General features: G+C 31.7%; 14 protein-coding genes and 3 tRNA genes. 16 read left to right on the forward strand and 1 reads right to left on the reverse strand.

Annotation, left to right across the window (positions count from 1 at the left end; translation table 11 throughout):
- Positions 1-30: 30 nt before the first annotated feature.
- Positions 31-789 (reverse strand): DUF1189 domain-containing protein, encoded by a 759-nt coding sequence (locus tag ACFVRR_RS08715; RefSeq protein WP_387327154.1) that lies wholly within the window; start codon positions 787-789, stop codon positions 31-33.
- Between the two features lie 314 nt (positions 790-1,103).
- On the opposite strand from ACFVRR_RS08715, the gene ACFVRR_RS08720 reads away from it, so the two are divergent.
- From ACFVRR_RS08720 to ACFVRR_RS08795, 16 genes are all read left to right on the forward strand, one after another.
- Positions 1,104-1,178, forward strand: a tRNA-Asn gene (locus ACFVRR_RS08720).
- A gap of 12 nt (positions 1,179-1,190) precedes the next feature.
- A tRNA-Met gene (locus ACFVRR_RS08725) sits at positions 1,191-1,267 on the forward strand.
- Between the two features lie 12 nt (positions 1,268-1,279).
- Positions 1,280-1,369 (forward strand) — tRNA-Ser (locus ACFVRR_RS08730).
- 234 nt (positions 1,370-1,603) lie between these two features.
- Positions 1,604-2,212, forward strand: coding sequence for a superoxide dismutase (locus ACFVRR_RS08735; RefSeq protein ID WP_088010981.1), 609 nt, complete (start codon positions 1,604-1,606; stop codon positions 2,210-2,212).
- 117 nt (positions 2,213-2,329) lie between these two features.
- A complete protein-coding gene (locus ACFVRR_RS08740; protein WP_387327159.1) occupies positions 2,330-3,547 on the forward strand; it encodes an MFS transporter in 1,218 nt (405 codons plus the stop codon).
- Between the two features lie 102 nt (positions 3,548-3,649).
- The gene (locus tag ACFVRR_RS08745; RefSeq protein ID WP_387327162.1) at positions 3,650-5,818 is read left to right on the forward strand and encodes a peptidoglycan D,D-transpeptidase FtsI family protein; all 2,169 of its coding nucleotides are present in this window, start codon (positions 3,650-3,652) and stop codon (positions 5,816-5,818) included.
- A gap of 248 nt (positions 5,819-6,066) precedes the next feature.
- Positions 6,067-6,894: a phosphate ABC transporter ATP-binding protein PstB gene (gene pstB, locus ACFVRR_RS08750; RefSeq protein ID WP_387327164.1), complete on the forward strand. Its 828-nt coding sequence runs from the start codon at positions 6,067-6,069 to the stop codon at positions 6,892-6,894.
- Positions 6,895-6,917: 23 nt separating this feature from the next.
- Positions 6,918-7,571 carry a phosphate signaling complex protein PhoU gene (phoU, locus tag ACFVRR_RS08755; RefSeq protein ID WP_387327166.1) on the forward strand — a complete coding sequence of 218 codons (654 nt, stop codon included), beginning with the start codon at positions 6,918-6,920 and terminating at the stop codon, positions 7,569-7,571.
- 130 nt (positions 7,572-7,701) lie between these two features.
- Positions 7,702-8,688, forward strand: coding sequence for a nucleotidyltransferase family protein (locus ACFVRR_RS08760; RefSeq protein ID WP_387327168.1), 987 nt, complete (start codon positions 7,702-7,704; stop codon positions 8,686-8,688).
- 85 nt (positions 8,689-8,773) lie between these two features.
- The gene (gene rpmG / locus ACFVRR_RS08765) at positions 8,774-8,923 is read left to right on the forward strand and encodes a 50S ribosomal protein L33 (protein ID WP_056475024.1); all 150 of its coding nucleotides are present in this window, start codon (positions 8,774-8,776) and stop codon (positions 8,921-8,923) included.
- Between the two features lie 110 nt (positions 8,924-9,033).
- The gene (locus tag ACFVRR_RS08770; RefSeq protein WP_387327172.1) at positions 9,034-9,597 is read left to right on the forward strand and encodes a 5-formyltetrahydrofolate cyclo-ligase; all 564 of its coding nucleotides are present in this window, start codon (positions 9,034-9,036) and stop codon (positions 9,595-9,597) included.
- 195 nt (positions 9,598-9,792) lie between these two features.
- Entirely contained in the window at positions 9,793-10,752 is a 960-nt protein-coding gene (locus tag ACFVRR_RS08775) for an L-lactate dehydrogenase (RefSeq protein ID WP_387327175.1), read from the forward strand.
- A 128-nt stretch (positions 10,753-10,880) separates the two neighbouring features.
- Complete coding sequence (locus ACFVRR_RS08780) at positions 10,881-11,648, forward strand: M15 family metallopeptidase (RefSeq protein ID WP_387327823.1); 768 nt, start codon at positions 10,881-10,883, stop codon at positions 11,646-11,648.
- Positions 11,649-11,759: 111 nt separating this feature from the next.
- Positions 11,760-11,963, forward strand: coding sequence for a YqgQ family protein (locus ACFVRR_RS08785; RefSeq protein ID WP_097974311.1), 204 nt, complete (start codon positions 11,760-11,762; stop codon positions 11,961-11,963).
- 56 nt (positions 11,964-12,019) lie between these two features.
- Entirely contained in the window at positions 12,020-12,994 is a 975-nt protein-coding gene (locus ACFVRR_RS08790; RefSeq protein ID WP_387327825.1) for an ROK family glucokinase, read from the forward strand.
- A gap of 298 nt (positions 12,995-13,292) precedes the next feature.
- A complete protein-coding gene (locus ACFVRR_RS08795; protein ID WP_387327178.1) occupies positions 13,293-15,185 on the forward strand; it encodes an LTA synthase family protein in 1,893 nt (630 codons plus the stop codon).
- Positions 15,186-15,512 lie beyond the last annotated feature (327 nt).

Raw genomic sequence — 15,512 nt, forward strand, 5'->3', positions numbered from 1 at the left:
AAAGAAGTGTGAAACACACTTCAGTAAACATTATTTTTTAGATGGTAAATTTTTAATTGTTAATGTGTACATAGCAACTGTTAATATTATAAAAATTAACGTTTGGAATGAAATATTTACTTTCAATAATCCTAGCAATAAATAGAGAACAGTAGGTAGTGTTAAACTATACGAAACCATTGCAAAGCGTTGTCTAAAAGGCAAGTGCTTAGTCGACTTAAATAAAGATGCTAAAAACGCTAATAATGTAGCAATTATAAATATGGAGATACTATAACCTAAATAAAATAAGAAAAATAACGCGATTAAGACTACTGGAAGTGCTTCTTTTATATTTTCAATAAATTTTGAAACGTCCGCTTTATTTATTACTCTTGATTTTAATGAAGGGTAAGGGAAATCTTGTTCGCCTTTATCATTTTTCATTATTATTCTATTTTTTAATACCACAAAGGCATACTGTTCATTTTTTAATTTTGTAGGTATAACTGTTTCCTTTGGATAAAAAGCATATTTATACTCGCCGATATTTCGTTCGAATGGCGTATTGTCGTTTATTTTTATTGATCCTTTGGTTAAAGTAATTGATTGAATATTATCTTTAAGCAGATCAGAAACATTATTGACCTGAAGCTTCACATCTTTTACTAATGAAAAGAATCCAGGAAGAGTATATAAAATTGCTAGTAGGAAAAGAAAAAAGATTGTTTTACCGATTTTTTGGAGTCTATATCTTGATATTGTTTTTGGAGAGTATAAACTAAACCAAAATTGTTTAAATATATTCATAAACTCATCCTTTCTTATTTAATGTTATTTCACTTCCCGAAATTTATTATGTAGCTTTCGGGCTATTTTGTATATTATAATCTTTTTTTGGTAATTGAATATTAAACTTTAATTAAAATGATAAGAGCATATAAGAAGAGGAAGATAATGGTTTTAGGATCGTATTTAAGTTTGGCTTTAAATCACGATAAAACAATTTATTTTCACTAAAAAATAGTTAATATAAATTAATAATCAAAATAATTATAAAAAGTGTTGACGTCTAGTTCGAAACATGATAAATTAAATATTGTCTTAAGGACAACAGGAATTATTCCGCAGTAGCTCAGTGGTAGAGCACTCGGCTGTTAACCGAGTGGTCGTAGGTTCGAATCCTACCTGCGGAGCCATTTATATAGTTTGGCGGTGTAGCTCAGCTGGCTAGAGCGTACGGTTCATACCCGTGAGGTCGTGGGTTCGACTCCCTCCGCCGCTACCAATATTTTATTATGGAGTAATACCCAAGTCCGGCTGAAGGGATCGGTCTTGAAAACCGACAGGGGTGTAACAGCCCGCGGGGGTTCGAATCCCTCTTACTCCTTAATTAGTGAAAAAGTCTTCAACGATCATGTTGAAGACTTTTTTCGTTTTTGGTTTATAAATTAATCTAGAATGATTTTTTATCTTCTTTGATCCAAATTCTTAAATAATTTTCTTCCAAAAATTAATCTTTTTTACTTTCTTTCCCTTTTCTCAAGCATTACTATTGAAATCTTTCTGTTTATTTGATAACTTTAAATTGAAATTCACTATTATCTTTGGGAGGAAATAAAAAATGTCAAAATTTGAATTACCACAATTACCTTATGCTTATGATGCATTAGAGCCACACTTTGATAAAGAAACAATGAATATTCACCACACTCGTCACCACAATACATATGTAACAAACTTAAACGCTGCTTTAGAAGGTAAAGAAGTAGCTGCATCTTCAATTGAAGAATTAATTTCAAACTTAGATGCACTTCCAGAAGGTATCCGTACAGCTGTACGTAACAATGGTGGTGGACATGCTAACCATAGCTTATTCTGGACTTTATTAACTCCAGAAGGCACAGGCACTCCAGTTGGTGAAGTTGCTGAAGCAATTAACGCTAAATTCGGTAGCTTAGATGAGCTTAAAGCTGCTTTCACTCAAGCTGCATTAACTCGTTTTGGTTCTGGTTGGGCTTGGTTAGTAGTAAACAATGGTGAGTTAGAAGTGACTAGCACAGCTAACCAAGATTCACCTTTAATGGAAGGCAAAACGCCTATCTTAGGTTTAGATGTATGGGAGCATGCTTACTACTTAAACTACCAAAACAAACGCCCTGACTACGTTGGTGCATTCTGGAATGTAGTAAACTGGGAAAAAGTAGAAGAATTATACCAAGCTGCTAAATAATTTATAAAAAATGAACACTACTTAATTTATTTAAGTAGTGTTTTTTTTTATGGTTAAAAAAAGGATAAATTTTCATTTACTCGGAAAACTAGTTCATGAGACAAAGGAGAGTTTATGATGAGTAAGTGGAAATTTTTATTAGGTGACGTAGATTTAAATAAAGATTTAATTCTTTTACTAAGTGTCGGTGGATTGTTTACTTTAGCGACAGCTTTATCTAGCACATTTGTAAATGTTTATTTGTGGAAGCAATCAAATAATTATTTACCAATTGCTTCGTACCAATTTTCGATCGCATTTTTTCAAGCTCTTACATTCGTAATAGCAGGTAGATTAGCTAAAACCATTGATCGAGTTGTCATTTTAAGAGCGGGTATTTCGTTTTTGGCAATATTCTACATAGTCGTTTTACTATTTGAAACGAATACATTATTAGCAACAATTTTAATTGGAGCGATTTTAGGAATAGGAAATGGCTGTTACTACTTAGCGTTTAACTTATTAACGTTTGAAGTTACAGAACCTGAAACTAGACAATTTTTTAATGGTTTTTTAGGGTTAATTAATTCGTTCTCAGGAATGCTTGGCCCATTTATAGCTGGAGCGATTATTTCTTCAATGATTGGAAATAAAGGTTATCATTTTGTGTTTCTTGCTGCAGTTATTTTATTTATATGTGCAGTGGTCTTAAGTTGCTTCTTAGTTAGACGGGAACTTGATAGTGAGTTCAATATTAAGCGCGTCATTCAAGAAAGAAAATTAAATGATAATTGGCGGAGAGTAACATATGCTAATTTCTTTCAGGGGATTCGTGAAGGGATTTTTATGTTTGTAATTTCAATTTATATTTTCTTATCGACAGGAAGTGAATTTGCATTAGGGAAATACGGATTAATTACATCGTTAATTAGCTTTATTACCTATTATATTGTTACAAGAATTATTAAAGAAAATTTTAGAATGAAAGCTATATTTATTGGTGGTTTTTTACTATTTTGCTCTGTTTTTGTAATCGCTTTTAAAGTTTCATTTCCTTTATTAATCATTTACGGTGCAATAATTTCTTTGGCATATCCAATCATTTTAGTACCTTACTTATCTTTAACATATGATATAATAGGAAAATCGTATAAGGCCAGGGAATATAGAGTGGAATATATCGTTATACGTGAAGTGTATTTAAATAGCGGTAGAATGTTTTCTATTGCCGTTTTCATTGTATGTACATCACTATTCCAGCCAGAACAATTTATTCCATTATTAATGTGTTTATTTGGTGCAGGACACTTTTTGGTCTATTTCGTAATGAGGAAATTAGAATATAAGCATGCTTAAGTATTGTCACTAAATTGTCAAAAACTTAGCAGTGATTCCTTTTCCGAATCATTAAAATATTAATATGTAGAATTAGTAATTGTAGAAAAAAGAGGAGAAAAAATGAATAAGCCTAAGAAATATAAAATCACACTACCAACACGACTGAATACACTATTTTTTCTTGTGTTTGTCTTATTTTCTTTTTTAATTCTAAGACTAGGTGTCGTACAAATTGTTAAAGGTGAAGACTATAAATTAGAATTAGAGCGTACAGAAAATATGACCGTCGACCAAGCTGTACCAAGGGGAAAAATTTTAGATCGTAACGGAAAGGTTGTCGTAGATAATACGCCTTTGCGTACAATTACGTATACAAGAAAAAAAGGGACAACTTCAAGCGAGTTATTAACAATGGCTACAAAGTTAACAAGTTATCTAAAGATGCCAACTAATAAAATAACTGAACGAGATAAAAAAGATTATTGGTTATTAACAAATCCTGATGAAGCAAAAAAATTAGTATCAAAAGAAGAGGCTAAAACACTAAAAGCTCAAAATAAAGATGATGACGCTGCTTACAATAAAGCTTACTATAATTTACAGATTGATAAAATTACAGCAGATAATATTAATTCACTTAGTGCAAATGACTTACAGATACTTGCAATTTACAAACAAATGAGTGCTGGTTATGCACTAACTCCACAAACAATAAAAAGTGAGGGAGTTACTGAAAAAGAATATGCAACAGTTAGTGAACATTTAGATCAGCTTCCAGGTGTAGATGTAACGACAAATTGGGAAAGAAAATATGTTTATGGTGATACGTTCCGAACAATTTTAGGTAATATTACTTCTGAAAAAGAAGGATTACCTGCTCAAAATGTCGATTATTATTTAGCACGTGGTTATGACCGTAATGATCGTGTAGGAAAAAGTTATATTGAAAAGCAATATGAAGATGTTTTACGTGGTACAAAAGGTAAGGCACAAAATGTTATTGATTCAAATGGAAATGTTGTTGATACGAAAGTGATTACAGAAGGGGAACCTGGAAGTGATTTAGTACTATCAATTGATATTGAACTTCAAGGTAAGGTAGATAAAATAATTAAAGATAGGCTTGTACAAGCAAAAGCAACGTCAAATGGTCGATATTTGGACCGTGCATTTGTTACAATGATTAACCCGAAAACGGGTGAAGTATTAGCAATGTCAGGAAAGCAAATTGTTAAAGACAAAAAGACAGGAAAAAATAAAGTTGTAGATTACGCAACTGGAAATGTTACTTCATCTTATGAGATGGGTTCTACAGTAAAAGGTGCAACTCTATTAACTGGTTATCAAACTGGGGCAATTACTCCAGGACAAAGGCAATTCGATACTCCGATTAAAATTGCAGGTACACCAGTAAAAGCGTCATATAAAAACTTCGGATGGATTAATGATTTAGATGCTTTAAAATTTTCTTCAAACGTTTATATGTTCCGAACGGCTATGGCTATTGGACATGCACATTACGTTGAGAATAGGCCTTTAGATATTGACGTAAAAGCGTTTGATACATTCCGAAATAGTTTCAGCCAATTCGGTCTAGGTGTTAAAACTGGAATTGATTTACCAAATGAAGCAATTGGATTTAAAGGTGTAGACAAAAGCCCAGGTTTCCTACTAGATATGGCGATTGGACAGTATGATACTTATACACCACTACAATTAGCTCAATATGTATCTACAATCGCAAATGGAGGTTACAGAATTCAACCACATGTTGCGAAAGAATTAAGACAACCTTCAATCGGCGAAGATAGTGGAGTCATTAGACAAGAAATTAAACCTAGAGTATTAAACCGTATTGACATGAAACAATCATACATCGATCATGTTAAACAAGGTTTAATCAAAGTATATAATGAAACTGGTGGTACTGCTCACAAATACTTCACAGGCGTAGATTATAAAATAGCCGGTAAAACAGGTACAGCCCAATCTGTATACGACGGTCCAGATCGTAAAAAATACAATGGGCCACAAAAAACTTATAATGAAACATTGATGGGTTATGCACCGTATGACGATCCCGAAATTGCCTTTGTCGTAGTAGTTCCATGGTTACAAACTGACCAAGCGCCAGTAAATAAATACATTGGCCGAGATATTATGGATGAATACTTTAAATTGAAAAAAGAAAGACAATCAATCTATAATGACGAACCAAAAGACAATTTAGATAACCAAGACAATCAAGGTAGTCAAGATAATCAAGACACTCAAAATAATAATCAATAAGAAGAGAAGGGGTTAAACCCTTCTCTTTTTTATTTGGAAAACTCCCTTTCTACACCCTTCCTTCACCTTCTTTAACTTATTTACATAATCTTTACATTCGGTTAAAACAGGTTTAATAGTTTGAGAATATGATTATTCATGTAAGTACTAATGAATTTTAACGATTATAAAGTTTATCTATTGTTTAGTTATTATTTTATATATCAAAAATAGAAAGCTTCCTTTAGGATGAGAGGGGAACGAAAGTTATGACAATGACATTAAATAGAGAGATTATTACTAAAAATGATGATATTGAAGAGACAAATACAAACGTGAAAAAATCAATTGTATATGATACTCAAGATTTAAATTTATGGTATGGACATGATAAAGCATTAAAAAATATAAATTTAAGCATTTATGAGAATGAGGTTACTGCGATTATTGGACCTAGTGGATGTGGTAAATCGACCTATTTAAAAACGTTAAATCGTATGGTTGAGTTAGTTCCTTCAGTTCGAACAGAAGGGAAAATTCTTTACCGCGAACAAGATATTTTCGATAAAAACTATCCTGTTGAAGAATTAAGAACACACGTAGGAATGGTATTCCAAAAGCCAAATGTATTCCCTAAATCAATTTGGGAAAACGTTGCGTATGGACCCAAAATACATGGAATTAAAGATAAAGCTACATTAAATCAGATTGTTGAAAAAAGTTTAAAAGGTGCAGCAATTTGGGATGAGGTTAAAGATCGTTTGCATGAGAATGCTTTTGGTCTTTCAGGAGGGCAACAACAACGTTTATGTATCGCGCGCTGTTTAGCAATCGAGCCTGATGTTATTTTAATGGATGAGCCAACGTCAGCACTAGATCCTATTTCAACTTTAAAAGTTGAAGAGTTAATTCACGATTTAAAGAAAGATTTCAGTATTATTATTGTTACACACAATATGCAACAAGCAGCTCGTGTTTCTGATAAAACTGCTTTCTTTTTAAGCGGTGAAGTAGTTGAGTTCTCAGATACAAATAAACTGTTCTCAACACCTAAAGATAAACGTACTGAAGACTACATTACTGGACGATTCGGATAATAGAAGGGAACAGGTGAAAAGAGATGAGAAATCAATTTGAAGCAGACTTAAAAACATTACAAGAAATGATTATCGAATTGGCTGAGAAAACAAAAAAAGCAGTCATTAAAAGTATGTCGGCATTTCGTACAGAAAATATTGAACTAGCTTTAGAAGTAATTGACGAAGATGAACGCATTAATAAATTAGAAAAAGAAGTGAATGAATTAATTTTAGTGATTATTACAAGGCAACAACCAGTTGCTGTAGACTTAAGAAGAAATTTAACTGCTATTAAAATTGCTCATGATCTTGAACGAGTTGCGGATTATGCAGTAAATATCGCAAAATCGACAATTCGTATTCGTAGTCGTCAAGAAAACTTACCATTAGAGAATATAGAAAAGATGCATGAACTTGGCTTAGATATGTTAACAAAAGCTTCAGAAGCATACCGAACTGAAGATTTACAAGCTGCCAAAGAGATTGGTGAAATTGACGATATTGTTGATGAACTATATGGAACTACTGTTAGAACTCTAATGTCAAGTATTGCAAATTCACCTGAGCATGTATCTAATATCATGCAAATGGCATTTATTTGCAGATATCTTGAAAGAATTGCTGATTATGCAACAAATATTGCAGAGAATATTTATTATTTAGTTAAAGGGAAACATTATTTATTAAATCAATAAATATAAGACTATAGTTTATAAATAAATTAAAAGGGTGTTCAGACAAAATTTACCTGAATGCCCTTTTGTCATATTTATGTAATATTAAGCATACTTCTTTAACTAGTATAAGATATTGAGGTGGTAATAAATGAAGGTTGTTATTTTAGCTGGAGGATACGGTCAAAGGCTTTTACCAATTACTAACAACATTCCTAAGCCACTATTACCAATCGCAAATAGAGCGGCAATTGAGCATTTAATATTACATTTAACAAGACTTGGGTTTAATGAATTTATCATTCAACTTCATTATATGTCCCAAGCAATAATCGAGACAATTAATGCAATGAAATTAAAAAATGTTTCAATTGATTATATTATAGAAGAAAAAAGTTTAGGGTCTGCTGGATGTTTAAGACTTTCTAAGCATTTTCTTCATGAACCCTTTCTATTAGTGAATGGTGATATTTTATTTGACGGTGATATTCGAGAGGCATTAAAAAATCATTTTGAAAGTAAAAGTAAATTTTCTATGTTTGTAAAACAAGTAGATAAATGTGGATCATACGGAAATGTAAAAGTAAAAAATGGACAAATAATCGATTTTATTGAAAAGCCGAATGAAGGTAGTGAAATAAGTAAATTAGTTAATACTGGAATTTATATTATGAGTCCAGAATTATTAGATCAAATTCCAGAAAATCGTTATTTTGACATTAGTAATGATCTGATTCCTTTAATGTTAAAAAATAATATCAGTTTAAATGCTTTTCATTTAAAAGGTTATTGGATTGATTATGGGACTCCTAGAAGGTTTGCAAAGCTAAACGTAGATTGGATCGAAGAGAAATTAAACTTACCTATTCCTGCCGTTCAAATATTACCGAGAATCTTTTTAGGTGAGCATGTTACGATAAATAATAATGTTAAGATTGTTTCTCCCGTTATAATTGGGAATGATGTTACGATTGAAGAGAACTGTGTAATCGGCCCTTATGTGTCGATTAGTTCTAATATTCGCATCGATCAAGGCAGTGTATTACATCATCAAGCTGTCTTTCAAAAATATACTCTGAATTATGAGAATAAGTTTGTACATAATTCAATAAAAAAAATATCAAAAGAAATACATTGAATCAATAAAAACTATGGAAATTATCGCGAAAGAATGTTATTATATACAAGTCTGATTATGTCACTATGTCAGGAGGGAAAATAAAATGCGCGTAAATATTACTTTAGCATGTACAGAATGCGGAGATCGTAACTACATCACTACTAAAAATAAACGTAATAACCCAGACCGTCTTGAGCTTAAAAAATATTGCCCAAGACTTAAAAAAGTTACAGTTCATCGCGAAACAAAGTAAACAGTAGGAATTTTCCTACTGTTTTTTTTATATCTAAATACTTATAATTTTAATTAGCATACATCATTTACTTTCGAAAACTAAGGTCCTGACCTAAGGAGGCCATTATTATGGAAAAAAAAGAAATTAGAAATTCTATGATGAAAAACTTGAAAAATATTTCAGCACCGGAAAGAGACGAAAAGTCAAAACAAATTATAGAAAAATTATTAAATACAGAAGAAATGAAGAGTGCAGATATAATAGCAACAACTATGCCAATGGAGTATGAAATAAATACTAAGTATTTAATCACTGCTTGTTGGAAATTGAATAAATCAGTTGTTGTCCCTAAATGCAACCATGAGACTAGAAAAATGCATTTTTACAAAATCAATTCATTTGATGATTTAAAGAAAGGTTATTTTGGAATACAAGAGCCGATAGAAGAAAAATGCGAGGAAATAAATAAAGAACTTATTGATTTAATAATTGTGCCTGGAGTAGCATATACAAAAAATGGTGAACGAATAGGATATGGTGGTGGTTATTATGATCGCTACTTAGAAGATTATAATAAACAACTTTTAGCCTTAGCTTATGACATTCAAATTATTGATGAATTACCAACCGAAAAACATGATATTAAGATGCCGTTGATTTTAACAGAGTCAAGAATAATAGAAGCGATGTAATAAGTGCATAATGTGACGCGATTTGTTTGAAAATAGGTAAGACTGAATTAGAGTCTAATTGAAAAAAATTAAATTTGTGCAGGACTAATATTGTAACAAATTTGTAAAAAGTTTCACAAACTTTGAGTGGAAATACATATATAATATAGAAGTCCCAATTACTTACACTTTTATAACACAAATGAGGTGGATATTATGTTACAAAAAGAAATAAATCGTGTCGCACTTATCGGAACAGGCGCAGTTGGAGCTAGTTATGCTTTTGGTATGTTAAATAAAGGTGTTGCTGAAGAATTAGTAATGATTGATTTAAATAAAGATAAAGCAGAAGGGGACGCAATGGATTTAAGTCATTGTCTACCTTTTGTAGATTCTAGAACAAAAATATGGGCTGGTGATTACAGTGATTGTAAAGATGCGAGATTAGTCGTCATTACAGCTGGTGCAGCTCAAAAGCCTGGAGAAACTCGTTTAGATTTAGTTGCAAAAAATTGCGCTATTTTTAAAGGGATTGTTGGAGAAATTATGGCTTCAGGATTTGACGGTATCTTTTTAATTGCCACAAATCCGGTAGATATTTTAACTTATGCAACTTGGAAATTTTCAGGATTACCAAAAGAAAGAGTAATCGGATCTGGAACAAGTTTAGATACTGCTCGTTTTAGATATATGCTTGGGGATTATTTTAATGTTGATGCAAGAAATATCCATGGGTATATTATCGGTGAACATGGTGATAGTGAACTACCAGTATGGTCTACAACAACTGTTGGTACGTCCCCTGTACACCATGTATTAAAGAAGAATCCAAAATACAGTCAAAGAGAGCTTGATGAAATCTTCTTAAATACACGTGACGCCGCATATCACATTATAAAGAAAAAAGGCGCAACATACTATGGAATTGGAATGGGCTTAGTTAGATTAACTAAAGCGATTCTAAAAAATGAAAATAGTATTATTACGGTTTCTGCATATTTAGATGGACAATATGGAGAACACGATATATATATTGGCGTACCAGCAGTAATTAATCGTGGTGGAATTCGAGAGGTTGTTGAACTAGATTTAAATGAATTAGAGCAACGTCAGTTTAAAAACTCCGTAGACACATTAAGAAAAACGATGGAACCTGTTTTGGGTAAAGAAAATTAAGTGATGATTTTTTTCAGAAGTTAAATCATGAGTTAATAAGACCTCTTTCTATTTGAAAGAGGTCTTATTGTATAGAATATTTGAAAAATGTGCCAACTTTTTATATTGTAAAAGTAACAAAAAGAATTATGGAGGTAATTTTGAAAAAAATAAATAGTAAGTACTCATGGGTATTAATAATAATATTCATTATTGGACTAGCTCTATTTTTTGGAAACCAAAGTTTTTTTAATAATCATCTAATAAAGACTAATGAGACTTCATTGAAATTTCCTAATTACGATGAAACAGCGATCGAAGCTGAAAATGGATTATTAGCTGTGACGAATCCTACATCTAATTTAGTATTAGTTAATAAAGAAAGAAAGCTACCAGATGGGTATGAACCGCAAGATCTAGTTTATCCGGTCGTTCCTTTACATGGAGTAAACAAAGATAAGACATTAATGAGGAAAGAGGCAGCTCATGCTTTAGAAAAATTATTTGAAAGAGCAGAAGCAGATGGCATAAAGCTGACTCCAGTTTCTGCATATCGCTCTTTTGATCGCCAAAAAAGCTTGTATAATTATTATGTACAAATTCATGGTGAAGATTGGACTCAATCTTTTAGTGCTGTTCCTGGTACAAGCGAACATCAAACAGGTTTAGCAATAGATGTATCATCTCCAAACTTCGGTAACAAGCTTGAACAAGGATTTGGAGAAACGAAAGAAGGAACTTGGCTTGCAGACCATGCACATGATTTTGGATTTATCATTCGTTATCCAGAGGACAAAGTCGATATTACTGAATACAATTATGAACCATGGCATATAAGATATCTCGGGATAAAATACGCTACATATTTATATAAAAATGATTTAGCTTTAGAAGAAGTAATGAAGCCTAAAAAATAATTAAAAATGCCTACAAAATAAATGGTTTGTTTGGTATTTCACATTGACGAGTAATCGTTTCCAACTTATACTTATTACATGTTTAGAAAGATAAAATAATAGGAGTTAAGTATGAAATCCGTATATGATATTCAACAATTTCTAAAGAACTATGGGACCATTATTTATACAGGTGATCGATTAGCAGACTTGATGTTAATGCAAGATGAGCTAAAAGAATTATTTTTAGCGAATATACTTGAAAGTAAAGATTTACAAATTGCGACCATGATATTAAAAAAAGAGATGGATGAAATAAAAAATAAAACGGTTTGAAGAAATCGTTTTTTTTAGAATCTATTGCAAACGATTTCACTGCGAAGGGAGAAGACATTATGGCTAAAATGATTGTAGGTGTCGATTTAGGTGGTACAAGCATTAAATTGGCATTATTAACAAATAACGGGGAATTCATCGATAAATGGGAAGTACCAACAGATAAATCTGATAGTGGTAAGCATATTCCTAAAACAATTACAATTGCAATTGAAGAAAAGCTTAAACAGATGGATAAAACAAAGGAAGATATCGCTGGAATCGGTATTGGAGCTCCAGGTTCGGTTCGATTAGAAGATGGACTTATATTTGCAGCAGTAAATTTAGGGTGGGTTAATTTTCCTCTAAAAGAAATTCTAGAAAAGGAATCAGGAATTCCTGTAATCGTTGATAATGATGCAAATATAGCAGCTGTTGGCGAAATGTGGAAAGGTGCTGGAAATGGAGCAAAAGATGTAGTAATGGTTACGCTTGGAACAGGAGTGGGCGGAGGCGTAATTGTAAATGGGGACGTTGCACATGGAATTAGTGGATCTGCTGGTGAAATTGGCCATATTACAGTACAACTTGAAAATGGAGTATTATGTAACTGTGGAAAAAGAGGATGCTTAGAAACTATCTCTTCAGCTACAGGAATTGCAAGAATAGCAAATGAAAAATTACAAAATACGACAAAAGAGACGGTTTTAAAAGAAATGTCGAATGGTTCACCAGTTACTACAAAGGATGTTTTTGAAGCTTATTCCAATGGTGATGAAGTTGCAGAAGAAATCGTTAATCATGTAATGAGATATCTAGCTTTAGTTTTAGCCGGAGTTGGAAATACTTTAAATCCTGAAAATATCATTATTGGTGGCGGAGTCTCAAATGCAGGTGAACTGTTATTAAAACCTCTAAAGAAATATTTTGACGAATTTGCTTTTACAACAGTGCGAGATTCGACAAAACTTTCAATTGCAAAATTAGGGAACGATGCAGGAGCAATTGGAGCAGCTTATTTAGTAAAAAAATTTATTACTAATGAAATTTAACTTAAATTTAAGGTACTTCTAATTGAAGTACCTTATTATGTTTATTGTATCGAATTGAAAAAAAAATTAGTTATTTGACGACGGAACTAGTTTATGATAAATTGAATGACGTTAGAAAAAAACTAAGGCAACGTCAAATAAATTATTTAGATTCATTCATCTAGTAGCTAATAATTGTATGAATCATTTTGAAAATTCTTGGTATTTAAATGCCAATAAAATAGATATGTGAAATGCCAAACATTGTATTATTATAGATAAAATAGATTAATAGTCTAAACAAGAGGAGGAACAGAATATGTGGAAAAAGTTTATTAAAAACTTTGGATTCCCGTTACTTGCTGTATTCCTTTTATGGATTAAAGCAACGATTCTAAGCCAATTTTATTTTGATTTAGAAATTGAAAATTCAATGCAAGAATTTATTTTAATTATTGCTCCTATATCTTCATTATTAATATTTATAGGTATAGCTCTTTTTGCAAAAGGACCAAAACGAAATAGAGCAGTTATATGGATTACTGTAATTATGTCCTTTATTTTAGTAGCTGATACGGCTTATTATTCATTCTTTGACGATTTCGTAACGATTCCAGTGTTATTTATGACTCGAAACTTTGGGGATTTAGGTTCAAGTGTTAAAGCAATGATCAGCTATAAAACAATCTTAGCTTTTTCTGATATTTTTATCTTAATTGCTGTTAATTATTTCTGGGGTAAAAAATTCTTTACTACTGGTAACATTAAAGGGAAAGCTAGAACAGCGTATTTCTTAGCAGCGGTTGCTATATTCTTAGTTAACCTTGGATTAGCAGAAACTGAACGTCCACAATTATTAACACGTTCATTTGATAGAGAATACATTGTTAAATTCTTAGGATTATACAATTACCACATATATGATATGGTTATTCAATCAAAAACATCTGCTCAAAAAGCGATGGCTGATGATAGTCAATTAGCAGGAATCGAAAACTTTATACGTGCTAACGATACAGGTGTGAATGCACAATTACATGGTAAATATAAAGGTAAAAACGTAGTAGTAGTTTCATTAGAATCATTACAAAATTTCGTAATTGGACGAAAAATTGATGGACAAGAAATTACACCTTTCTTAAATAAATTTACGAAAGAAAGCTATTATTTTGATAATTTTTACCACCAAACTGGACAAGGTAAAACATCTGATGCTGAATTCTTAATTGATAATAGTTTATTCCCATTAGATCGTGGTGCGGTTTACTTTACAAACAGTGGTAATACGTTTACTGCAACACCAGCAATCCTTAAACAGGATCAAAATTATTACACTTCAGTAATGCATTCAAATAATAAATCGTTCTGGAACCGTGACATGATGTATCCAAGTCTAGGTTACGATCGTTATTATAATGAAGTTGACTTTAAAGTATCTGCAGCTACTTCAATTGGCTGGGGACTAAAAGATAAATATTTCGTAGAACAAGCAGTAGACAAAATGGTAGCAGAGCCTAAACCGTTCTATAACCGTATGATTACACTAACTAACCATTATCCATTCGAATTAAATGATGAAGATTTAATGATTCCACGTTTAAAAACTGGAGACCAAACTGTTGATAATTATGTAACAACTGTACGTTATTTAGATGAATCAATTAAACATTTCGTTGAAGAAATGAAAGCAAAAGGTTTATATAATAATACAATCATTGTTATGTATGGTGACCACTATGGTATTTCTGAAAACCATAACCGTGCAATGAGTGAAGTATTAGGACAAGAAATTACACCTGCAGAACATGTTAAATTACAAAAAGTACCTTTCTTTATCCACTTACCTGGACAAACTAAGGGTGAAACAGTTCATAAAGTTGCAGGTCAAATTGATGTTAAACCGACAATTTTAAACTTATTAGGTGAAGATCCAAATAAAACATCTATCAACTTTGGTAATGATATTTTCTCTCCAAAACACAAAAACTTTGTAGTTTTCCGTGATGGAACAATTGTTACTGATAAATATATTTACACTGGTGAGAAGATGTATGATCCAAATACAGGTGAAGAATTAAAAGGACAAAAACCACCTAAAGAAGACTTAGCAAAAGCAAATAAATCACTTGAGTATTCAAACTCGATTATTTATAAAGATTTACTTCGTTTCTATGAAGTTAAATATAAAAAAGCTGATACAAAGTTTGAATAAATATGAAAAGCACTTCCTTAATGGGAGTGCTTTTTTACGCTGTTGAAAAAAACTTGTCAATTAAATTACCAAATTTTCGTAAAAGGAGTAGAAGTGATGTTGATTTCCACTACAGGATGCTCGCTTTCCATGGGGCGAGATTCTTTCGCCTCCTCGGCAAGCCTGCGGGGTCTCAGCCTTCCCGCTTATCCCATAGGAGTCGAGCACCCCTTTTGTTCCAATCAACTTATTCATAAAAAAAGTCTTTAATAAATCCTAATCAAATATCCTTTACTTAGAGTAACATAACCGTTGTTTATTAATTAGTTAATAGGTCAATTAATATGG

This window comes from Gottfriedia sp. NPDC057948, assembly GCF_042887255.1.
In the GTDB taxonomy this organism is placed as follows: Bacteria; Bacillota; Bacilli; order Bacillales; family Bacillaceae_G; genus Gottfriedia.